This is a genomic window from Georgenia sp. X1117 (assembly GCF_057784635.1).
The window spans coordinates 1,817,587-1,839,050 of record NZ_CM173492.1; the positions used below are offsets into that span (position 1 = coordinate 1,817,587).

Genomic DNA, 21,464 nt, shown 5'->3' on the forward strand with positions numbered 1-21,464 from the left:
CGAGTCCCTGTGTGCCTGGTGCGAGGTCCCCTCGAGCATAGGCGGACGCCCGCCGGGGCACGAGGTCCCGGCGTGTCCGGTCCGGGCGGACGGGGTCGGGCCTGGCGTGCGGCCCGGACCGGTCCCGGCTCAGGAGATGTCGGCGCGAGCGACCCGGCGGGCACCGAGCAGCATCGGGACCACCACCCACACGGCGAGCACGACCGCGAGCCTCGGCCAGCTGGCGACCGTGCCCTGGGTGAGGTCCCCGACGACGTAGGAGTACTGGAGCCAGGGCCCGGCGTCGGACAGGCGCTCGCCGAGCAGCGTGACCAGGCTGTTGACGACCTGGGGCCCCACCACGGCGACGCCGACGGCGAGCGGCGTGCTCAGCGTGAGCGCGCCCCACGCGGAGCCGAGCAGGGCGTAGCTGAGCAGGGCGGCGGTCACCCCGGCGCAGGTGCGCAGCACCCCGCCGGCGTCGCCGAGGTCGATGCCGGTGACCAGCGCCGTCAGCAGGGAGACGCCGATGCAGGCCGCGGCGACGGCCAGGGCGAGGAGCAGTCCGGCGAGGACCTTGGCGCCGAGGACGCGCAGCCGCGCGTGGTCCAGCGCAAGGGTGGTGACGATCGAGCCCTGCCCCCACTCGGAGGTGATGAGCGTGGCGGTGAGGACGGGCAGCAGGAGCGCCGCGGCCAGCGAGCCGGCGCCGACGACGAGGTCGATCGACATCCCCTCGGTGCCCTCCAGCGCGGTCCACAGCACCACGAGCAACGGCGCGGAGATCAGCGTGAAGAGGGTGAGGACGGCACCGGAGACGGTGTCGACGCTCTTGCGCAGCTCGATGTGCAGGCGGCGCAGCGGCCGGCGGCGGGCCGGAGCGCGGGTCGCGGGGCAGGTGGTCGTGGTGGTCGCGGCGGCGATGGTGCGCATCTCGGTCTCCGGTTCTCGGGGGTGGTCTCGGCGGGGTCAGGCGGCGGGGGTGTCGGTCGCCGTGAGGGAGAGGAAGACGTCCTCGAGCGTGTGCCCGCCGAGGACCTCGTCGGCGGTGCCCTGGGAGACGAGGCGTCCGTCGGCCAGGACGACGTAGCGGTCGGCGACCGACTGGACCTCGGCGAGCAGGTGGGAGGAGAGCAGGACGGTGCCGCCGGCATCGGCGACCTCGCGCAGGACGGAGCGGAACCAGTGGATGCCCGCGGGGTCGAGGCCGTTGAAGGGCTCGTCGAGGATGAGGACCTCCGGGTCCCCGGCCAGGGCGACGGCGAGCCCGAGGCGCTGACGCATGCCCAGGGAGAAGGCGCGCACCCGGGTGCCGCCGGAACCGGCGAGCCCCACGCGCTCGAGGAGCCCGTCCGCGAGCGCCTGCGGCCGATCGACGCCCAGCAGCGCCAGCCGCAGGATCTCGCGGGCCGTGCGCCCCCTGTGCAGCGAGGAGGCGTCGAGGAGCTGGCCGACGACGCGGCCGGGGAGGTCCAGCTCGGTGTAGCGGCGGCCGGCGACCCGGGCGGACCCGGCGTCGGGCCTGGTCAGAGCGCAGATCATGCGCATGGTGGTGGACTTTCCCGCCCCGTTGGGGCCGAGGAAGGCGGTGATCGCCCCGGCGGGGGCGGTCATGGTGAGGGAGTCGACGACGGTGCGTCGGCCGTAGCGCTTGGTCAGGGCGTCGGTGGTGATCATGGGCCCAGGTTCGTCCGCGGGGGGTGCCCGGCACCTCGTCCGTGCGGTCGCCCCGACCCCCGACGAAGGTCGGGGGTCGGGCGCCAGGGACGGGCGGATGGTCGCGGGGCAGCGGCGGCCGCGCTCCCTAGGCTGACGGCGTGGACGAGCAGCCGGGCCCCGACGACGCAGCACTCCGGCCGGTCGCGCGCACGGTCGCCGTCGGCGCCCCGGCCGGCGCACCGGGCTTCCGGGAGCGCGGCGAGCGCGAGGCGTGGTGGCCGCGCAGCTCGCCGTGGTGGCACACCGCGCTCTACCTGCTGATCGTGCTGGGCGACCACAGCTCCGCCTTCTGGCAGGACGACCGTGAGCCCTGGCAGCAGGTGCTGGCCTGGGTGCTGCTGCCGCTCGCGGTCCTCGGCGTCCTGCGGCGGACGTCCTGGCCACTGCTGCTGCCGTGCGTCGCGATCCTCGGGGCGGGCCTGGCCGGGACCTCGCTGCTCCCGCTCGCGGTGCTCTCCCTGGTGCTCCGCCGGCGCGACGCGCTGACCGTCGTCCTGCTCGTGGCCGCGGCCGGCGCCCTGTTCTCGCCGTGGTCGGACGCGGTCGCCGAGCTCACGGTCGACGGCGCGACCGTCGACGGGGGGACCGGCCCGCTCCTCGAGCTCGCCGCCGGCGTGGTGGTGCAGGTGGTGGTCCCGGCCCTGCTCGGCGGGTACCTCGCGGTGCGGCGCCGGCTCGCCGTCGAGTCCGAGGAGCGGCGCCGGCTCACCGAGGAGGCCCAGGGCGCGCGGGAGCGGGAGGCGGTGCTGGCCGAACGGCGCCGGATCGCCGCCGAGATGCACGACGCCGTGGGCCATCAGCTCGCCCTGGTCAACCTCCAGGCCGGCGGGCTCGAGGTGGACCCCGGGGCCGGGGCGCTGGTCGTCGAGGAGCGGGCCGCGGCGATCCGGGCCGCCGCCTCGGCCGCGGCCCGCGACCTGCGCGCCGTCCTCGACGTGCTCGCCCCCGACGAGCCCACGCCCGCGGCCCACGCACCGCAGCCCGGCCTGGCCGACGTCCCCGGGCTGCTGGCCGCCACCCGCGCCGCGGGAGCGGTCGTGCACGAGGAGCTGGGGCTCACCGGGGCGCAGGGGCTTGACGCCGCCGTGGGCCGGGCGGCCTACCGCATCGTCCAGGAGTCGCTGACCAACGCGCTGCGGCACGCCCCGGGTGTCCCGGTCGAGGTCATGGTCGACGCGACGCCCGGGCACGGCGTGCGGATCCGGGTCGCGACCGCCCTGGGCGTTCCCCCGCCTCCGGCGGCGGGGGCTCGCGGACCGGCAGGTGACCCCGAGGGTGCGGGGCCGGCAGGTCGGTGGGCGGGCGGACCGGCGCGCGGCGGGCTGGGCCTGGGCGGACTGGCCGAACGGGCCCGCAGCGTCGGTGGCACGCTGTCGGCGGGGCCGGACGAGCGGGGCACCGCCTGGGTGGTCGCGGCCGGCCTGCCGTGGTCGACCGAGCCGCGGCACGAGGACGGAGGTACGTGGTGATCCGGGTGCTGCTCGTCGACGACGACCCGCTGGTCCGCTCGGGGCTGGCCATGATCCTGTCCTCCGCCGAGGACCTCGAGGTCGTCGCCGAGGCCGGCGACGGCGGCGCGGGCGTGCAGGCGGCGATCGCCCACCGCCCCGACGTCGTGCTCATGGACGTGCGGATGCCGGTGCTGGACGGGATCGCGGCGACGGCCGAGCTCGCGCGCGCGGTCCCCGCCGCGCGCGTGCTCGTGCTCACCACCTTCCAGCTCGACGAGTACGTGTTCGGGGCGCTGCGCGCCGGGGCCGCCGGGTTCCTGCTCAAGGACGCCGCGCCGAGGCAGATCGTCGAGGCGGTGTGTCAGGTCGCCGCCGGGGAGGCGATCCTCTCCCCGGGAGCCACCCGCTCCCTCGTCGACGCCTTCGCGCGCACCGACCGCGAGGGTGAGGAGGCGGCCGGTCGGGCCCGGGCCGCGCTGACGACGCTCACCCCGCGCGAGCGCGACGTCGCCGAGGCGGTGGCCGAGGGGTCCTCGAACGCGCAGATCGCGGCGGCGCTGATCATGTCCGAGACCACGGTCAAGGCCCACGTCACCCGCATCTTCGGCAAGCTCGGGGTCGACAACCGCGTCAAGGTCGCCATCGCCGTCCGGCTCGCCGACAGCGCGCACTGAGCCCGCCGCCCCACCCCGGTCCGACGCCGGCCGACGCCGCGCCGGTGGCGAACCTGCGGCGGCCGCCTCAGCGCCCGCGTGCGGCGATCTCGGCGGCGATCGCCTCCCGGCCGGCGCCGCCGTCGAGCAGCACGTGCAGCAGCAGCCGTGCCTTGCGCGCGGACAGGGTGCCGGCCATGAGCGCGCCGCGGGCGATGAGGTCCTGCTCGGACCCCGGGAAGCCGTAGAGACGGGTGGTCGTTCCGCCGCGCTCGGTGCGCGAGGCGACGACGACCGTCACGCCGTCGTCGATCGCGGCCGACACGAGGTCCGCGACGACCACGGGGACGTGCCCGACCCCGGTGCCCGCCAGGACGATGCCGCGCGCCCCGGTGGCGAGCACCGCGCGCAGGACGGAGCCGTCGTCGTCGAAGGGGGTCTCCAGGAGCGGGACGGCCACCCGGCCGGCCGGTGGGACCGCGAGCGCCGCCGGCCGCTCGAGCGGCGTCCACATCGGGCGGAAGGTCTCCTCCACGACGACGCCGACCGGTCCGCTGCCCGGCGAGGCGAAGGTCTCCAGCGCCGTCGACGACGTCTTGGTCACCCGGGCGGCGAGGTGGACGGTGTCGTTGAGGCAGGCCAGGACGCCGAGCCCACGCGCGGCCGGGGAGGCGGCGGTGACCGCGGCGGCGAGCAGGTTGCCCGGTCCCTCCGCCCCGGCCATCGCCGAGGAGCGCATCGCGCCGGTGACGACGACGGGGGTCTCGTGGCGCCACAGCAGGTCGAGGAGGTAGGCGGTCTCCTCGAGGGTGTCGGTGCCGTGGGTGAGCACGATGCCGTCGACGCCGTCCGCGACCTGGTGCTCGGCCCAGGCGAGGACGGCGACGACGTCGTCGAGGGTGAGCGAGGCCGAGGGGACGTTGGTCAGCTGGGCGGCGGTGATCGTGGCGACGTCGGCCAGCCCGGGGGTGGCTGCGAGGAGGTCGTCGGCCGTCAGCGCGGGCGTCGCGCCCTCGCCGGGTGCCGCCGATGCCATGGCGATGGTGCCGCCCATCGCTCCCAGTGCCAGGTGGGTCATGAGCCCAGCCTGGCACGACGGCGCAGGCTCAGTACCAGCCGCGGGACTGGATGTGCGACCAGGCCCCGCACGGGTTGCCGTAGCGGGCGGCGACGTAGTCCAGGCCCCAGGCGATCTGCGTGGCGGGGTTGGTGCGCCAGTCCGCGCCGTTCGCGGCCATCTTCGAGCCCGGGAGGGCCTGCGGGATGCCGTAGGCGCCGCTCGAGGGGTTGCTCGCGGTCGGGTCCCAGCCCGACTCGTAGGTGAAGACCTGGTCCAGGCACCGCCACTGCGAGCCGGTCCACCCACGCTGCGCGGCCATGGCCTGACCGATCTCCCGGGGCGTGCCGCTCGGCTCGGGGTCCGGCGCGGGTGCGGCCGGGGCGGGCTCGGGCCGCTGCAGGCCAAGGGAGTCGGCCGCCTGGTCGGCGGTCCACCGGCCGGCGAAGGGACGGTCGGTGGAGCGTCCCCACGTGATGATCTCGTCGGCCGGTCCGCCGCTGACGGAGTTGCGCAGGTAGAAGGACCGCGTCGAGGGGCGGTGGACGCCGAAGGAGTCGACGCCGTCGCCGTCCCAGTCCCCGGCGATCGCCGTGTCGCCGCGGCTGCCGAAGCGCACCACCTGGTCGGCCCAGCCGGAGGTGTTGCTGTTGCGGACGTGGAGCTCGATCCCGCGGTAGATGGCCAGGGTGTCGATGCCGTCGCCGTCCCAGTCGCCCACGAGGTAGTCGTCCGAGGCCCGCCCGTAGGACACGGAGATCTCCGCGTGACGGGGGGTGGCCTCGTTGGTCATGAGCACCTGGTTGCCGCGGTGCACCGCGAGGGTGTCGACGCCGTCGCCGTCCCAGTCACCGACGAGGTAGTCGTCGCCGGGGCGGCCGAAGTTCACCTGCCGGGCGACGCTGCCCGAGGTCGGTGAGGCGGCGATGTGGAAGGTGGTGCCCCGCCGCACGGCGAGGGTGTCGACGCCGTCGCCGTCCCAGTCGCCCACGTAGGCGACGTCGCCCACGCGGCCGAAGCGCAGCGAGCTGTCGCCCGAGGGGGTGCGCAGATGGAACTCGTTGCCGTCGTGGCCGATCGACCCGCCCTGCGTGGGCAGGGTGGTCGCCGTAGGCGTCGCGGTGGCGCCGGCGGGGCCCGCGTGGCCGGTGGCGTCGGCGGCGCCGGTCGGGGCGAGGACGGCGGTCGCGGCGGTAAGCGCGAGGACCGGGAGAGTCCTGGGGGGCATGTCTACCTCGGTGCTGGGGGACAGAGACTGCCCACCGCACGCCGGGGCGTGCCGCCGGCCCCTCCTCGCCGCCATGGGCCGGCGCCCGGGAAGCCGACCTCGCGGGCGCGCTCACGGTAGGTGCCCGACCGTGACCGGAGCGAGACCCCAGATCACGTCGTGATGAACGTCAAAGCCTGACCTGCGGTGATACCGGGAGCCCCGCGACGACGTCGGGGCTGGACGCAGGACGGCCCCGGTTCCGCGGGAGGAACCGGGGCCGTCCGGACAGATCTGCGCGAGGCGGATCAGGTCAGAGCATGCAGGAGACGCAGCCCTCGACCTCGGTGCCCTCGAGCGCGAGCTGACGCAGGCGGATGTAGTAGAGCGTCTTGATGCCCTTGCGCCACGCGTAGATCTGCGCCTTGTTGAGGTCGCGGGTGGAGACCGTGTCCTTGAAGAACAGGGTGAGCGACAGGCCCTGGTCGACGTGCTGGGTGGCCTCGGCGTAGGTGTCGATGATCGCCTCGGGGCCGATCTCGTACGCGTCCTGGTAGTACTCCAGGTTGTCGTTGGTCATGTAGGGCGCCGGGTAGTAGACGCGCCCGATCTTGCCCTCCTTGCGGATCTCGACCTTGGAGACGATCGGGTGGATCGACGACGTCGAGTTGTTGATGTACGAGATCGAACCCGTCGGAGGCACGGCCTGGAGGTTCTGGTTGTACATCCCGTGCTCCATGACCGCCGAGCGCAGCTCGCTCCAGTCCTGCTGCGTGGGGATGTGCACGCCGGCGTTCTCGAAGAGCTCGCGGACGCGCTCGGTGCGCGGCTCCCACGCGGTGTCGGTGTACTTGTCGAAGTACGTGCCGCTGGCGTAGTCCGAACGCTCGAAGCCGACGAAGCTCTCCCCGCGCTCGCGGGCGATCCGGTTCGACTCCGCCACGGCGTGGTACGTCACCGTGTAGAAGTACATGTTGGTGAAGTCCAGGCCCTCCTCGGAGCCGTAGTGGATCCGCTCGCGCGCCAGGTACCCGTGCAGGTTCATCTGGCCGAGCCCGATCGCGTGCGACATGTCGTTGCCGCGCTCGATGGAGGGGACCGAGGAGATGTTCGAGGCGTCCGAGACCGCGGTGAGCGCGCGGATCGCGGTGCCCACCGTCTTGCCCAGGTCCGGGGAGTCCATCGTCTTCGCGATGTTGAGCGAGCCGAGGTTGCAGGAGATGTCCTTGCCCACCTGGTCGTAGGACAGGTCCTCGTTGAAGGTCGACGGCGTGGAGACCTGGAGGATCTCCGAGCACAGGTTCGACATGGAGACGCGGCCGTCGATGGGGTTGGCCCGGTTCACCGTGTCCTCGAACACGATGTAGGGGTAGCCCGACTCGAACTGGATCTCGGCCAGGGTGGTGAAGAACTGGCGCGCGTTGATCTTCGTCTTGCGGATGCGCCCGTCCTCGACCATCTCGCGGTACTTCTCGGTCACCGAGATCTCGGAGAACGGCATGCCGTACACGCGCTCGACGTCGTAGGGCGAGAACAGGTACATGTCCTCGTTCGTCTTGGCGAGCTCGAAGGTGATGTCCGGCAGGACCACGCCCAGGGAGAGGGTCTTGATGCGGATCTTCTCGTCCGCGTTCTCCCGCTTGGTGTCGAGGAACCGCAGGATGTCCGGGTGGTGGGCGTTGAGGTAGACCGCGCCCGCACCCTGACGCGCGCCGAGCTGGTTGGCGTAGGAGAAGGAGTCCTCGAGCAGCTTCATCACCGGGATGACGCCGGAGGACTGGTTCTGGATCTTCTTGATCGGGGCGCCGGCCTCGCGGATGTTCGTCAGCGACAGGGCCACGCCGCCGCCGCGCTTGGACAGCTGCAGCGAGGAGTTGATGCCGCGGGCGATGGACTCCATGTTGTCCTCCACGCGCAGGAGGAAGCAGGAGACGAGCTCGCCGCGCTGGGCCTTGCCGGCGTTGAGGAAGGTCGGGGTGGCCGGCTGGAAGCGGCCCGCGAGCATCTCCTCGACCATGTCCCGGGCGGCCTGCTCCTTGCCGCCGGCCAGGGTGAGGGCGACCATGACGACCCGGTCCTCGAAGCGCTCGAGGTAGCGGGAGCCGTCGAAGGTCTTCAGCGTGTACGAGGTGTAGTACTTGAACGCGCCGAGGAAGGTCTCGAAGCGGAACTTCTTCGCCCAGGCCTGCTCCCACAGGCTCTCGAGGAACTCGTGGCTGTACTGCGCGAGCACCTCGCCCTCGTAGTAGCCCTCGGTGACCAGGTGGTCGAGCTTCTCGCGCAGGTTGTGGAAGAAGACCGTGTTCTTGTTGACGTGCTGGAGGAAGTACTGGCGCGCGGCCTGGCGGTCGGCGTCGAACTGGATCTTCCCGTCGGCGTCGTAGAGGTTGAGCATCGCGTTGAGCGCGTGGTAGTCGAGCTCCGGCGAGGGCACAGCCTCCAGCCCGGTGTCGGTCAGCGTGGTGGCCACAGAGCGTTCAGTCCTTCCTTGACCCGGGTGACGTCGTGCGGCGTGCCCAGGAGCTCGAATCGGTACAGGTGGGGGACGCGGCACTTGGCCGAGACGATGTCTCCGGCCAGGCCGTAGGCGTCCCCGAAGTTGAGGTTGCCCGCGGAGATGACGCCGCGGATGAGGGAGCGGTTGTGCTCGTCGTTGAGGAAGCGGATGACCTGCTTGGGGACCGCCCCCTTGCCGTTGCCCCCGCCGTAGGTGGGGACGACCAGCACGTACTCGTCGTCGACGTGCAGCTCGGGGTCGGTGCGCCGCAGGGGGATGCGATGCGCCGGCACCCCGAGCTTGTCGACGAACCGGTGAGTGGTGTTCGTGGCCGACGAGAAGTAGACGAGGTTCGCCACGGGACCGCCTGCCAGGCCGGGTCAGGCCACTGCGGCGGCACGCGCGGCGGCGAGCGCCTTGATGCGGTCGGGCCGGAACCCGGACCAGTGGTCGCCGTCCGCCATGACCACCGGCGCCTGCTGGTAGCCGAGGGCCTGGACGGAGGCGAGCGCCTCGGCGTCCTCGGTGACGTCGACGACGTCGAACTCCAGGCCCTGCTTCGTGAGCGCGCGGTAGGTGGCATCGCACTGCACGCACGACGGCTTCGAGTAGACGGTGATGCTCATGGCGAGCCGGTCTCCTTCCGTGAGGACCTGTGGGATCGGCCGCGGCGGAAATCCGCGGGTGTAACTACACGTCTGTCATTCGCATGAGGCTCGGTGCGGCCTCGGAGGTACGACACTACACCTGGGTGTCCCGTCGCGCGACGACCACTAGATCTAGTGGTGGCGTGTCGTCCACAGCGTCGTCCGTCCACAAGCCCACCACCCCTCCTGTGCGTCGGTCCGGCGTTCCTGTGGAACACCGGTGGACGGCCCGGACCGCCCCGCCGCGGGGTCGCGCGGCCCCTCGGGCCGCAGGATCCCGCGGCCCGTCGAGCCTGCCACCGACCACCGACATCGCCGGGCCGGACCGGTGGACGGGGCGGCCGGCGGGTGTCCACCACCTGGGGATCGGGCCGCCGCGGACCGCTCCGTCCACCGCGCGGCGGCGACAGGTCGACGGCGTGTCTCACCATCCTCGGCGTGTCGTCCACAGGCGCGCGAGACAGGCATCATGCACGTGCTCCCCGGAGCGACCACGGCGTCCCGTCCCGCCCCGGGCGCCGCACACGAGGACCAAGGAGTGGTGATGGCACAGGACGACGGCACGGGTGCGCGGGTGCGCAGCGTGGCCCTGCTCGGCAGCAGCGGGGGCAACCTGTACAGCCACGGGGGCGACGACCCGGCGCGCATGATCGCCGACGTGCGCCGCCAGCTCGGTGCGGCCGGCCTCACCCTCGGTGCGGTCCAGCTCGTCTCCGTGGGCACCTCGATGGACGGCGCCCGTCCCACGACGCCGGCCCGCCTGTGGTCCCTTGTCGACGGCGAGGCCGCCGTCGTGGCGAGCGGCACGCTCGATGAGGTCAACGCGCTGGCCCGCGAGGCCGACGAGCGCCTGGCCCGGCGCGTGGGGGACGGCGAGCTCGACGCCCTCATCCTCATGAGCGCCGACCCGGTCGGCACCAGCGCGGCCACGGTCGCCGCCGCGGCGGCCGCCGGGCTGCCGGCGGCGGGCACCGGCGGGACCTCCATCGCCCAGGCCCAGCAGGCGGGCCTGGATCTCGTGGCCGTCTCCGGCACGACCGGCACCACCTCGACCACGCGCGCGGTCTCCTACGTCTCCGGCCTCGCGCGGCACTGGGGGCTGCGCTACAGCCCGGTCCTCGGCGGCACGTCCGCGGGCGGCACCGCCGGCGCGGCCGGCGGGCAGGACGCGGGTCCGGCATGGCGACGGATCAGCATCCGCGGGATCATGGTCGGCGCGATCCCGGCGTTCATCGCGCTCGCGCTGCTGCTCGCCGTGGGCAAGATCCCCGGACTGGACGCGCTGACGGGCGCCTTCGACCTGCTCCTGGCCGGGCTACCGGTCATCGTCGCCGCCGTGGCCGCCCGCCGGATCTCCGCCCTCGACGACGTCGGGCTCGTGGCCGGTGCCGTCGCCGGCATCCTCGCCACCGAGGGCGGGCTGCTCGGCGGCCTGGTCGCCGGCATCCTCGCCGGCCTCGTCGCCTCGGCGGTGATCCGGTGGACGCTGGCCCGCAGCTTCCCGGCCACGACGGCGAACATCGTCACCGGCGCGGTGGCCGGCCTGCTGCCCGGCCTGCTCGTGCACTTCCTGCTCGCCCCGGTCACCGCCTGGCTCGGCGACGGCGTGCGGGTGGGCATCGAGGGGGCCCTCGACCTCAGCCCCGTGCTCGCGGGCGCCGTCGCGGGGGCGGCGATGTGGTTCGCCATCATCGGCGGGGTCTACCACTCGGTCATCCTGCCGCTGGTGCTGCTGGAGATGGGCCAGAAGGGGCACAGCTTCTTCGGGGCCATCGACATGGTCTCCCTGGTCATGGTCAGCCTGGGCATCACGCTGGCCAACGTGGTGCGCCCGCGCACCAGCGGCGAGCGCAGCCTGGGCGCGGCCGGGGCCTCGGTCAACTTCTTCTTCGGCACCTTCGTCGAGGCGTCCTACCCGTTCATGTTCGGCGACAGGCGCGTGTTCGCCACCGCGGTCGGCGCGGCGACCGTCGGCGGCGCGGTGGTGGGCCTGACCGGGGCCGAGGCCTCCGCCTACCTGCCCGCCGTCGTCGCCCCGTTCATCTCGACGAACGCGCTCGGGATGGTGCTGGCCATGGTGACCTCCGCGGTCCTCGCCTTCGTGCTCACCCTCCTCATCAACGCCCACGCCGTGCGCGCCGCTCGCAGGGCGGCCGCGGTGCCCGCGGGCGCGGCGAGCGGCACCACCGGGGGCTGAGGTCGCCGCAGGCTGACGGCACCACCGCGGACTGAGGCCCGCCGGGCTCTCAGCCGTCGGCGCCGGCGTCCTGCACGATCCGCGCCACGTGCACGCGGTTGGCCACGCCGAGCTTGTTGAACACCCGGCCCACGTGGGTCTTGACGGTGGCGACGCCGAGGTAGAGCTCGCCGGCGATCTCCGCGTTGGACAGCCCGCGGGCCACGCCGCGGGCCACCTCCTGCTCGCGCTCGGTCAGCTCGGCGAAGGCCTCCCGGGCCTCCTGGGCGTCCGAGTCGTCCACCGTCTCCTCCGGCGCGGCCACCCGCGCCATGAGCGTGGCCGCCACCGAGGGGGACAACGCGGGCTCGCCGCGGGCCGCGCGCAGCACCGCGGCCACGAGGTCGCCGGGCGGGGTGTCCTTGAGCAGGAACCCCTGCGCGCCGGCGCGCAGGGCGCTGACGACCATGTCGTCGGAGTCGAAGGTGGTGAGCACGATGACCCGGGTCGGTGCCCCGGAGTCGGTCAGCCGCTGGGTGGCGGTTACCCCGTCCATGCCGGGCATGCGCACGTCCATGAGCACGACGTCGGGGCGGGTCTGCTCGACGAGGCGCTGGGCGACCGCGCCGTCCTCGCCCTCGGCGACGATCTCGATCTCGCCGCCGTGCAGCAGCATCTTCAGCCCGGCGCGCACCAGCGGGTCGTCGTCGATGAGCACCACCCGCACCGGAGCGCCCGGCGCCCGCCCGTCCCCCTGCGTGGCGGCGCCGTCCGGCGCGGTGCCTGCTCCGTCGTCGGGCGTCATGCTCTGCCTCCCCGGGCCCGTCGGGCCCTGCCTGCCGGGCCGTGGGCCCGGTCCTCGTGCGCGTACCGGCGGTCCCGGGACGCGGCCCTATCCTCCACCCCGGCCCCGCCAGCCGCCCACGTTCTCGTCCCATGGCAGCCAGGCGCGCACGGCGAAGACCGTGCGTCCGAAGCCGTCGGGCTCGACCCCGTGGTCGAGGGTGCCGCCGGCGAGGTCGGTGCGCTCGGCCAGGCCGGTCAGCCCGCTGCCCGAGCCGAGGATCCCGCCGAGGGAGTGCCCGTCCTCGTGCGCGGTCCCCTCCTCCCCGAAGGGCATCGGGTTGGTCACCGAGAGCGTGAGCACCCGGCCGAGGCGGCCGGACAGCTCGACGTCGACCACGGCGTCGGGCGCGTGCTTGCGCGCGTTGGTCAGCGCCTCCTGCAGGATCCGGTAGGCCGTGCGGGACACGGTCGGCGAGAGGGTGGCCAGGACGTCGTCGACGCCGGTGCCGGCGGTCAGCGCCTGCAGGGTCGCCCCGCGCAGGGAGCCGATGCCGATGACCGTCAGCCGCACGCGCCCGCCGACCTGACGGGCGTCGGTGATGAGCCCGTCCACGGCCGTCATCGTCGGCTGCGGCGGCTCGCGGTGCCCGGCGGCGGCGTCGGGGTCGGAGTCGTCGGCGCGCAGGACCCCGAGGACCTGGCGCAGCTCGGTCAGGGCGAGGTGCGCGTTGGAGCTGATGACCTCGGCGGCGTCGCGGACCGCCTCGGGGGGCAGGTCGGTGCGGTGGCTGAGCGCCCCGGAGTGCAGGGCCACCAGCGAGATGCGGTGCGCCAGCACGTCGTGCATCTCGCGGGCGATGCGGTTGCGCTCGGCCGTCCGGGCACGCTGGCCGGTGGCCTCGACGACGGACTCGGCCCGCCGGGCCCGGTCGTGCAGCTCGAGCAGCAGGGCCCGGCGGGCGCCCATGTAGGAGCCGACCGCCAGGCAGAAGCCGACGACGAGGACGGCGACGCCGATCGAGGAGGCCAACGCCCACAGCGACTCGAGCGGGCGCTGTGGGCCCTGCTCCGCGATCTCGGGCGCGAGCGCGGGCGTCACGACGCTGCGGGAGGCCCAGTCGTAGGCGAGCGACCCGACCACGGACACGACCGTGAGGCCGGTGAAGAACGCGTAGCGCCGGACACGGTGCCGACGCTCGTAGGGCCGGGCGGCGTAGCTGACGAGGGCCACGAGCATCGCCCCGCCCGCGCTCGAGGCGACCACCGAGGACACCACGGTCAGGGTCACCGTGACCGTCACCGGCCAGCGGCGGCGGAAGAAGAGCAGCGCGAGTGCCGCCGCACCCAGCACCAGGTCGAGGACGAACATCCAGATCGCGGCCGTCCCCGAGATCGGGGTCCACCAGCCGACGAACAGCAGGGACGCCGCGACGACGAGGTACCAGCCGCCCGCGAGGACGTAGGGACCCGCCCGGCGCCACCACCGGTGGGACACGACCGGCGGCTCGGTCGCCGGGTCGCCCGCGGGGGGCGAGGTGGCCGGCGACGAGGTCATGGCGTCACCCTAGGTTCCGCGGGGCAGGGGCCGGTCCCGCCGCGGGCTCGTCCGCCTCAGCCCGGCGGCGCCCCCGGGTCCACCCTCGGGTGGACGCCTCCCCCCAAGGGACCACCCCGTGGTCCTTCCGGACCATCCTCGTGGCGCGCGGAGGCGACCCGTTCGGTCGATCCGCGGGCAGGGTCCGCGCGGCGAGTCTGGAGCCATGATCACCACCGACTCGCTGACCAAGCGCTACGGCCACACCACCGCCGTCGACAACCTGTCGATCACCGCGCGTCCCGGACGCGTCACCGGCTTCCTCGGCCCCAACGGCTCGGGCAAGTCCACCACCATGCGCATGATGGTCGGGCTCGCCACCCCGACGTCGGGGACCGCGACGATCCTCGGCCACCGCTACGCCGAGCTGACCAACCCCGGCCGGCACGTCGGCGTCCTGCTCGACGCCTCGGCCCAGCACAACGGCCGCACCGGCCGCGAGGTGCTCAACCTGGGTGCGCTCACCATGGGTCTGCCGCGCACCCGCGTCGACGAGGTGCTCGACGCCGTGGGGCTGACCGCCAAGGAGGCGCGCCGCCGGGTCAAGGGCTACTCCCTGGGCATGCGCCAGCGCCTGGGCATCGGCTTCGCCCTCCTGGGCGACCCGTCCGTGCTCATCCTCGACGAGCCGGTCAACGGCCTCGACCCGCAGGGCATCCGCTGGATGCGCCAGCTGCTGCGCGGCCACGCCGAGCGCGGCGGGACCGTCCTGCTCTCGTCCCACCTGCTCAGCGAGGTGGCCCAGGCCGCCGACGACCTCGTCGTCATCGGCAACGGGCGCCTGCTGGCCGAGGGTCCCAAGGACGAGCTGCTGGCCACCACCGACATCGAAGAGCTCTTCTTCTCCACCACCGCCCACGACGACCGTTCGGAGCGTGCCGCATGACCACCACCGACCACACCACCCGCGGCGCGACCGCCGCGACCGCCACCCGGGCGACGACCCCCGCCGGGGCCCGCCCGGCCACCACCGCCGCGCCCCGCACGGGCGGCAGCGGCGTCCCGCTGGGCCGCCTCGTCGGCGTCGAGCTGCGCAAGATGGTCGACACCCGCTCCGGGTTCGGCCTCCTGGCCGCGATCCTCGTCATCGACCTCGCCGCGATGGTGATCGTCGCCCTCGCCGGTGTCGCCGACGACCTGGGCTTCGGGGGTTACCTGTCGATCCTCCTGCAGGTCCAGCTCGTGCTGCTGCCGATCGTCGGCGTGCTGGCCGCGAGCCAGGAGTGGTCGCAGCGCACCACGCTGCAGACCTTCGCCCTGGAGCCCCGGCGCTCGCGGGTCATCGTCGCCAAGATCGCCGCGGCGCTCGTGCTGGCGCTCGTCATCTCGGTGATCTCCACCGCCTTCGCGGCCGGCGGGCACGCCGTCGCCGCGGCCGCCGACTCCTCGGTGACGGCCGACTGGGGCGTCGAGGGGCGCATCGTCGTGGCGCTGTTCATCATCGTCGTGCTCTACACCCTCATGGGTGTGGCGTTCGGCCTGCTCCTGCACGCCCCGGCCATCGCCATCGTGCTGTTCCTGCTCATGCCGATGGTGCTGACGACCATCTCCGGGTTCTTCCCCGACCTCCAGTCCACGCTGGAGTGGATCGACCCGAACCTGGCCTGGACCCACATGTTCGACCACGAGATGGACGGGACCGCCTGGGCGCAGGTCGCCGTCTCGGCCGCCGTGTGGATCGCGGTGCCGATGACGGCCGGCTGGCTGCGGACGCTGCGCCGCGAGGCCGCCTGACACGTCGTGCGGCAGGTGGCCGGGGGGCCACGCTGCGCACGCCCCGACGCCGACCGGCGTCGCGCGAGGCGCCGAGGCGCCGGCCAGGGCCCCGGCCCGTGGACTCGCACCCCACGGGCCGGGGCCCTCGTTCGTTGTGGGATGACCGACGTCGCGGGGGCCCGGCGGCGCCGCCCCGGCTGGGATGATGAGCCCGACCCCCTCAGGAGAGGAACGTGCCGTGCCCCAGATGAACGTCGAGAGCTTCAACCTCGACCACCGTGCCGTGGCGGCCCCCTACGTCCGGGTGGCGGACGTCAAGGAGCTGCCCGGCGGCGCCGTCCTGACGAAGTACGACGTCCGCTTCACCCAGCCGAACGTCGCGCACCTGGAGATGCCGGTCGTGCACTCCCTCGAACACTCCGTCGCCGAGGCCGTGCGGGACCACGCCGACGACGTCGTCGACTTCTCCCCCATGGGGTGCCAGACCGGCTTCTACCTCATGCGCGCCGGGGCGCCCGACCTGCCCGGGACCATGGACGTCCTCGCCGCGACGCTCGCCGTCGTCGCCGAGCAGGACGAGGTGCCCGCCGCCAACGAGGTGCAGTGCGGCTGGGGGGCCAGCCACTCCCTCGACGGCGCCCGGGAGGCGGCCGCGGCCATGCTCGCCGCTCGCGAGCAGTGGTCGCAGGTGATGGCCGAGGACGCCCCCCGCACGGACGGGGAGGCGTGATGTCCCCGATCGACCGGTTCCTCGAGGGGCGCGCGGCCGCGCGCGAGGCACGCGCCTCCCGGCGGGGCCTGGACCAGGTCGACGCCGTCGTGCTGTGCGCGATGGGCGAGGAGCTCGCCCCCTTCCTCGAGGACTCGACCGATCCCGTCGAGCTCGAGGCCCCCGGCGACGCCCGGGCGATCCGCGCCGGCCTCCGCGGCCTGGACGTCGTGCTCGTGCGCACCCGGGTGGGGATGGTCAACGCCGCCGTGGCCACCACGTGGGCGCTGCTGACCTATGCCCCGCGCGTGGTGGTCTCCGCCGGATCGGCCGGCGGGCTGCACGCCGACGTCGCCGTCGGCGAGGTGGTCGTCTCCAGCGAGCTCATCTACGGCCAGGCCGACGCGACGGCCTTCGGCTACGCCCGCGGCCAGGTCCCCGGCCAGCCGCCGGTCTTCCCCGTGGCCCCCGAGCTCGTGGAGGCGGGCGTCGAGGCGGCCCGGGCCGAGGGCCTGTCGGCGCGCGCGGGCCTCATGCTCAGCGGGGACGCCTTCGTCACCGCGGTCAACGTCGCCGAGTACCGCCACGCCTTCCCCGAGGCCCTGAGCACGGACATGGAGTCCACGGTGATCGCCCAGGTCGCCGCCGACTCCGGGGTGCCGATGATCTCGGTGCGCGGGATCTCCGACCTGTGCGGGCCCGCCGCCGACCAGGACTTCCACCTCGAGGTCGACCACGTCGCCGCACTCAGCGCCCGGGTCGTGCTGAGCATGCTCGCCGCGTGAGGGCGGACTGCTCCTAGGATCGACCCAGCGGACAAGGAGAGAGATGCCGGACTGGACCTGGATCCTCATCGTCGTGGGCGTCGTGGCGCTCGCGACCCTGGTCGCGCGCACGGTCATCGCGATGAGCCCGACGAACGAGGCCGCCGTCGCCCGCACCGCGGCGCACCAGAAGGGTGCCGGGACGGACAGTGTCGACGGCGAGCCGGACGGCGGGGACGGCGGGTCGGACGGCGGCGGGGACGCCGAGCCGAGCGCCGGCACCGACGCCCGCGACTGACGGCGCTCGGACCACCCCCTCCACCTGTCAAGGAGGCTTGACAGCGCGTGTCAAGGTCGCTTGACTGTCGGTGTCAAGCAACCTTGACCACCGAGACGAGGACAGGTTCCGACATGACCGACACCCCCGCCACCGGGCCCGCACCCACCGACCCCGCACCCGCGGGTTCCACACCTGCGGGTCCCGGCGCCGCCCCGCCCCGACGCGCGGGGGCAGGACGCTGGTCCGCCGTCGTGGGCCTGAGCCTGCTCGGCGCCGCGGGCGTCGGCTACCTGGCCACGCTGCTTCCGGCCTTCGACGACGCGCGCCCGTGGGTGGTCGCGATCGCCTTCGCCGCCTGCACCCTCATGCCGATCGCCGCCCTGTGCTGGACGCTCATCATCGGCCCCACGATCGCCACCGATCCCCATGCCGAGGAGGGCGTGGAGTCGCACTGGCTCGACCGAGCGATGGGGCGCGCCGCCCTGGACGTCATGGGGACTGCAGGCGTGGCGATCATCGTCCTGGTCGCCACCGGCTGGGACTTCCCGGCGATGTGGGCGCTGACCGGCGTCGTCGCGCTGCTCATGATCTCCACCGGGGTCCGCTACTCGGTGTTCTCCCGGCGCGAGGGCTGAGATGGAGAACTCGCTCGCCGACCGTCGCACCGACCTGGGCTGGTCACAGGCGCGGCTGGCCACCGAGGTCGGGGTCTCGCGACAGACGATCATCTCGATCGAGAAGGGGCGCTTCGACCCCTCCCTGCCGCTGGCCTTCCGGATCGCGCGGGTGTTCGACTGTCGGATCGAGGACCTCTTCACCCTCGGGGACTGAGCCCTCCCCCAGCCGGTCCTCCCCCTGCCCCGCCTGGTCCTGGCGGGCCTGCGCGCGCAGCTCCTGGGCGCGGGCGACGAGCCGCACCTCGCGCCGGCGGTCCTTCTCGATCATCCGGCGCGAGCGCATCGGCAGGTCGAGCGTGCGCTCCGCCGGTCGCCCGGCGAGCAACTCGGCGCGCCGCTCGAGCTCGGCGTCCACCTCGGCGCCGAAGAGGATGGCGAGGTTCGTCAGCCAGAGCCAGAGCAGGAGGACGATGACGCCGGCCAGCGCACCGTAGGTGGCGTTGAGCCGGCCGAAGTTGGACACGTAGACGCCGAGGCCGAGCGTCGCCAGGGCGGCCCCGACGATCGCCAGGGCGGCCCCGGTGCTCAGCCAGCGCGCGCGGCCGGGCCGCACGTTCGGCGTCGCGTAGTAGAGCAGGCCGAGGATGGCGACGACGAGGAGCGCCAGCGCCGGGAAGCGCGCGAGGTTCCACACGGTCACGGCGGTGCTGCCGAGCCCGACCAGGTCGCCCAGCCACTCGGCGATGGGCCCGCTCACCACGAGGATGAGCGCCGACGCCGCCACCAGGAGGATGAGCGCCACGGTGAGCGCGTACATCATCGGGCGCAGCTTCCACAGCGGCCTGCCCTCGCGCACGCCGTAGACCCCGTTCATCGCGCGGCTGAAGGCGTAGACGTAGTTCGACGCCGTCCAGAACGCCACGAGGAGGCCGACGACGAGCCCGAGGCCGGCGCCCTGGTTCTCCGTGATCGACTCGATCGGTCCGCGCAGCTGCTCGACGCTGGCCGACGGCAGGGACTCCTCGAGCATCTCCAGCACGGCGTTCGTGGTGGCGCGGCCCTGACCGACGAGCCCGAGGATCGACACCAGCGCCACGAGCGCGGGGAAGATCGAGAGCACCGAGAAGAAGGTGAGCGCCGCCGCGCGGTCGAAGAGCTGGTCCTGCCGGAACTCGAAGACCGCCCGCCTCAGGACGTACCACCAGCCGCGCGGGTTCCCGCCGACCGGGTGGCCGGTCCCGTCATCCTGACGGGGGGCGGCTGCGTGGCTCATGCGACAAGGGTGGACCACCGGGCCCACGCATCGCGGGAACGACCGGCTGGGCGAGCGGCGCCGTCGTCGTCGCCTCAGCCGTCTCCTCGGCCGTCCCCTCAGCCCGCGGCCGCGCCCTCCTCCACACCCAGCTGGTCGAGGACGAAGGCCCACTCGGCGGCCCGCTCGGCCCACCGGTCGTAGCGGCCGGAGCGCCCGCCGTGCCCCGCGACCATCTCGCAGCGCAGCAGGACCGGGCGCTCGACGGCGTCGGAGGTGGTGACCTCCCGCAGCCGGGCGACCCACTTGGCCGGCTCGACGTACATCACCCGCACGTCGTTGAGCGAGGTGGTCGCCAGGATCGCCGGGTAGGGCGCCGCGTGCAGGTTGTCGTAGGGCGCGTAGCTCGCCATGTAGTCGTAGACGGCGGGGTCGTGCAACGGGTCGCCCCACTCCTCCCACTCCCCCGTGGTCAGCGGGAGCGACGGGTCGAGGATCGTGGTCAGCGCGTCCACGAAGGGCACGCCGGCGTGGATGACGCGGAAGGTCTCCGGCGCGAGGTTGGCGACCGCACCCATGAGCAGACCGCCGGCCGAGCGGCCCTGGGCGGCCAGCCGGCCGCGCGCCACGAGCCCCGTCGCCAGGACGTGCTCGGCGGCGTCGACGAAGTCGGTGAAGGTGTTCCGCTTGGCGTCGAGCCGGCCCTGCTCGTACCAGGACCGCCCGAGCTCCCCGCCCCCGCGCACGTGCGCGACGGCGAAGACGACTCCCCGGTCGAGCAGCGGCAGCCGCTCGGCGCTGAAGCCCGGGTCCACGCTGACCTCGTAGGAGCCGTAGCCGTAGAGCAGGCCCGGGGCGGTGCCGTCGGCGGCGATTTCCGCGCGGTGCACGACGCTGAGCGGGACCCGCGTGCCGTCCCGGGCCACCACCCACTCACGCCGCTCGACGTAGTCGGCCGGGTCGTAGCCGGGCACGCGGCGCTGCTTGACGACGACCGTCTCCCCGCTGCCCAGAAGGTGGGCCGAGACCGTCGGCGGGGTGAGGAAGGACTGGGTCTCGACGAGCAGCTCGTCGGTGTCCCACTCGCGCACGTCGCCCAGCTCCACCGTGGTGAGGTCGCCGGGCACGACGACGTCGCGCGGGCTCCCGTAGGTCGGCCCGGCGGCGGTCCCCGCCGACCCGGCCGGTCCGGCGTCCTCACGCGGCAGGACCCGCAGGGCGGGCAGCCCGCCCGCGCGCAGCTCGACGACGGTGTGCCCGGCGAAGGCGTGGGCGTCGAGGATCCGCTCCCCCGGCGCCGAGCGCACGAGGTCCGTCCAGCTCTCGGGACCGGCGGGACCGAGCGGTGCGGTGGCGAGCGTGAAGTCCTTCTGGTCACGGTTGTGGACGACGAGCAGGTGGTCGCCGGCGACCTCGACGGTGTACTCCAGGCCGGGCCGCCGCGGCGAGACGACCTGCGGGACGAGGTCGGCGGCGTCGAGGGGGACGAGCCACGCCTCGCCGGAGGTGGTGGCGGCGTGGTGGACGACGAGCCAGCGGCCGTCGCGGGAGGTCTCGATCCAGGTCCAGAAGCGCTCGTCGTCCTCGCGCAGCAGGCGCTCGTCGGACTCTGCCGACCGCCCGACGACGTGGCTCCAGATCTCGTGGGGACGCCAGGCCTCGTCGGTGCGGACGTAGATCAGGCGGGTGGAGTCGGTGGTCCAGGCGAGCCCGTAGCCGACGCCGCGCACGGTCTGGTCGACGACGTCGCCGGTGGTGAGGTCGACGACGCGGACGTCGAAGAGCTCGCCGCCGTCGAGGTCGATGCCGATGGCGGCGTGCCGCGCGTCGGGGGCGACGACGATCTCGGAGACCTTGAAGAAGTCCTGGCCCTCGGCCTCGGCGTTGCCGTCGAGGACGAGCTGCTCTCCGTCGACGGCGCCGGTCGGGTCGGGGCGGCCCGCCCCGGTGTCCGGGGCGCGGTGCCAGGTGGGGTACTGGCGGCCCTCGTGCGTGCGCGAGAAGTACCACCAGCCGCGCTCGAGGACCGGGACGGTGGTGTCGTCCTCCTGCGTGCGCGCCCGGATCTCCCCGACGATGCGCTCACGCAGGTCGGCCAGGTGCGCGGTGCGGGCCTCGGTGTAGGCGTTCTCGGCCTCGAGGTGGGCGATGACCTCGGGGGACTCCTTGTCCCGGAGCCACTCGAGCTGGTCGACGAACACCTTGCCGTGGTGGCTGCGACGGTGCTCGACGTGCGTAGGGCGGGGCGGGAGCGGGGCGGCGACGGACGCGCTGGTGGGCTCGGTGGTCACCGTCAGAGGCTATCGAGCGCAGGCCGGGGCGGTCCCGACAGCGCCGGGCGCGGGTCCCTTCCGTCCTGG

18 protein-coding genes and 3 pseudogenes are annotated in these 21,464 nt (G+C 73.9%); 10 read left to right on the top strand and 11 right to left on the bottom strand.

The window, feature by feature from the left end:
* Positions 1-129 precede the first annotated feature (129 nt).
* Both AC3D3D_RS08360 and AC3D3D_RS08365 read right to left on the bottom strand, forming a co-directional pair.
* Complete coding sequence (locus AC3D3D_RS08360; protein ID WP_463663171.1) at positions 130-912, bottom strand: hypothetical protein; 783 nt, start codon at positions 910-912, stop codon at positions 130-132.
* Positions 913-1,011: 99 nt separating this feature from the next.
* Positions 1,012-1,656 (bottom strand): annotated as a pseudogene (locus AC3D3D_RS08365) (ABC transporter ATP-binding protein); the annotation flags it as partial.
* 140 nt (positions 1,657-1,796) lie between these two features.
* On the opposite strand from AC3D3D_RS08365, the gene AC3D3D_RS08370 reads away from it, so the two are divergent.
* Positions 1,797-3,167, top strand: a complete 1,371-nt coding sequence (locus AC3D3D_RS08370; protein ID WP_463663172.1) for a sensor histidine kinase — start codon at positions 1,797-1,799, stop codon at positions 3,165-3,167.
* Positions 3,164-3,823, top strand: coding sequence for a response regulator (locus AC3D3D_RS08375; RefSeq protein WP_463663205.1), 660 nt, complete (start codon positions 3,164-3,166; stop codon positions 3,821-3,823). The genes AC3D3D_RS08370 and AC3D3D_RS08375 overlap by 4 nt, the downstream gene beginning before the upstream one ends.
* 67 nt (positions 3,824-3,890) lie before the next feature.
* Here the strand turns inward: AC3D3D_RS08375 and AC3D3D_RS08380 are convergent, their stop codons facing one another.
* The 5 genes from AC3D3D_RS08380 to nrdH form a co-directional block, all read right to left on the bottom strand.
* A complete protein-coding gene (locus AC3D3D_RS08380) occupies positions 3,891-4,880 on the bottom strand; it encodes an asparaginase (protein ID WP_463663173.1) in 990 nt (329 codons plus the stop codon).
* 28 nt (positions 4,881-4,908) lie between these two features.
* Positions 4,909-6,087, bottom strand: coding sequence for an aggregation-promoting factor C-terminal-like domain-containing protein (locus AC3D3D_RS08385; protein WP_463663174.1), 1,179 nt, complete (start codon positions 6,085-6,087; stop codon positions 4,909-4,911).
* A 292-nt stretch (positions 6,088-6,379) separates the two neighbouring features.
* Positions 6,380-8,536 carry a class 1b ribonucleoside-diphosphate reductase subunit alpha gene (gene nrdE / locus AC3D3D_RS08390; protein ID WP_463663175.1) on the bottom strand — a complete coding sequence of 719 codons (2,157 nt, stop codon included), beginning with the start codon at positions 8,534-8,536 and terminating at the stop codon, positions 6,380-6,382.
* Positions 8,521-8,922 (bottom strand): class Ib ribonucleoside-diphosphate reductase assembly flavoprotein NrdI, encoded by a 402-nt coding sequence (gene nrdI / locus AC3D3D_RS08395; protein WP_463663176.1) that lies wholly within the window; start codon positions 8,920-8,922, stop codon positions 8,521-8,523. Before nrdI ends, nrdE begins: the two co-directional genes overlap by 16 nt.
* A 21-nt stretch (positions 8,923-8,943) precedes the next feature.
* The gene (nrdH, locus tag AC3D3D_RS08400; protein WP_425707188.1) at positions 8,944-9,189 is read right to left on the bottom strand and encodes a glutaredoxin-like protein NrdH; all 246 of its coding nucleotides are present in this window, start codon (positions 9,187-9,189) and stop codon (positions 8,944-8,946) included.
* 565 nt (positions 9,190-9,754) lie between these two features.
* On the opposite strand from nrdH, the gene AC3D3D_RS08405 reads away from it, so the two are divergent.
* Positions 9,755-11,407, top strand: coding sequence for a PTS sugar transporter (locus AC3D3D_RS08405; RefSeq protein ID WP_463663177.1), 1,653 nt, complete (start codon positions 9,755-9,757; stop codon positions 11,405-11,407).
* Between the two features lie 49 nt (positions 11,408-11,456).
* On the opposite strand, the gene AC3D3D_RS08410 is transcribed toward AC3D3D_RS08405, so the two are convergent.
* On the bottom strand, positions 11,457-12,191 hold the full coding sequence (locus tag AC3D3D_RS08410) for a response regulator (protein WP_463663178.1): 735 nt from the start codon (positions 12,189-12,191) through the stop codon (positions 11,457-11,459).
* Between the two features lie 87 nt (positions 12,192-12,278).
* Positions 12,279-13,727 (bottom strand): sensor histidine kinase, encoded by a 1,449-nt coding sequence (locus AC3D3D_RS08415; RefSeq protein ID WP_463663179.1) that lies wholly within the window; start codon positions 13,725-13,727, stop codon positions 12,279-12,281.
* A gap of 205 nt (positions 13,728-13,932) precedes the next feature.
* Between AC3D3D_RS08415 and AC3D3D_RS08420 the strand changes: the two are divergent.
* From AC3D3D_RS08420 to AC3D3D_RS08450, 7 genes and pseudogenes are all read left to right on the top strand, one after another.
* Positions 13,933-14,583 (top strand): annotated as a pseudogene (locus AC3D3D_RS08420) (ATP-binding cassette domain-containing protein); the annotation flags it as partial.
* Between the two features lie 65 nt (positions 14,584-14,648).
* Positions 14,649-15,500 (top strand): ABC transporter permease, encoded by an 852-nt coding sequence (locus AC3D3D_RS08425; RefSeq protein WP_463663180.1) that lies wholly within the window; start codon positions 14,649-14,651, stop codon positions 15,498-15,500.
* A gap of 229 nt (positions 15,501-15,729) precedes the next feature.
* On the top strand, positions 15,730-16,212 hold the full coding sequence (locus AC3D3D_RS08430; protein ID WP_463663206.1) for an S-ribosylhomocysteine lyase: 483 nt from the start codon (positions 15,730-15,732) through the stop codon (positions 16,210-16,212).
* A complete protein-coding gene (mtnN, locus tag AC3D3D_RS08435) occupies positions 16,212-16,976 on the top strand; it encodes a 5'-methylthioadenosine/S-adenosylhomocysteine nucleosidase (RefSeq protein WP_463663181.1) in 765 nt (254 codons plus the stop codon). Before AC3D3D_RS08430 ends, mtnN begins: the two co-directional genes overlap by 1 nt.
* Positions 16,977-17,019: 43 nt before the next feature.
* Positions 17,020-17,253, top strand: coding sequence for a hypothetical protein (locus AC3D3D_RS08440; protein ID WP_463663182.1), 234 nt, complete (start codon positions 17,020-17,022; stop codon positions 17,251-17,253).
* 113 nt (positions 17,254-17,366) lie between these two features.
* Positions 17,367-17,870: a hypothetical protein gene (locus AC3D3D_RS08445; protein ID WP_463663183.1), complete on the top strand. Its 504-nt coding sequence runs from the start codon at positions 17,367-17,369 to the stop codon at positions 17,868-17,870.
* Position 17,871: 1 nt separating this feature from the next.
* Positions 17,872-18,066, top strand: a complete 195-nt coding sequence (locus tag AC3D3D_RS08450) for a helix-turn-helix transcriptional regulator (protein ID WP_463663184.1) — start codon at positions 17,872-17,874, stop codon at positions 18,064-18,066.
* Between the two features lie 231 nt (positions 18,067-18,297).
* Here AC3D3D_RS08450 and AC3D3D_RS08455 read toward each other — a convergent pair.
* Positions 18,298-19,125, bottom strand: a pseudogene (locus tag AC3D3D_RS08455) (YihY/virulence factor BrkB family protein); the annotation flags it as partial.
* A 98-nt stretch (positions 19,126-19,223) separates the two neighbouring features.
* On the bottom strand, positions 19,224-21,395 hold the full coding sequence (locus AC3D3D_RS08460; protein ID WP_463663185.1) for a S9 family peptidase: 2,172 nt from the start codon (positions 21,393-21,395) through the stop codon (positions 19,224-19,226).
* Between the last annotated feature and the right edge of the window lie 69 nt (positions 21,396-21,464).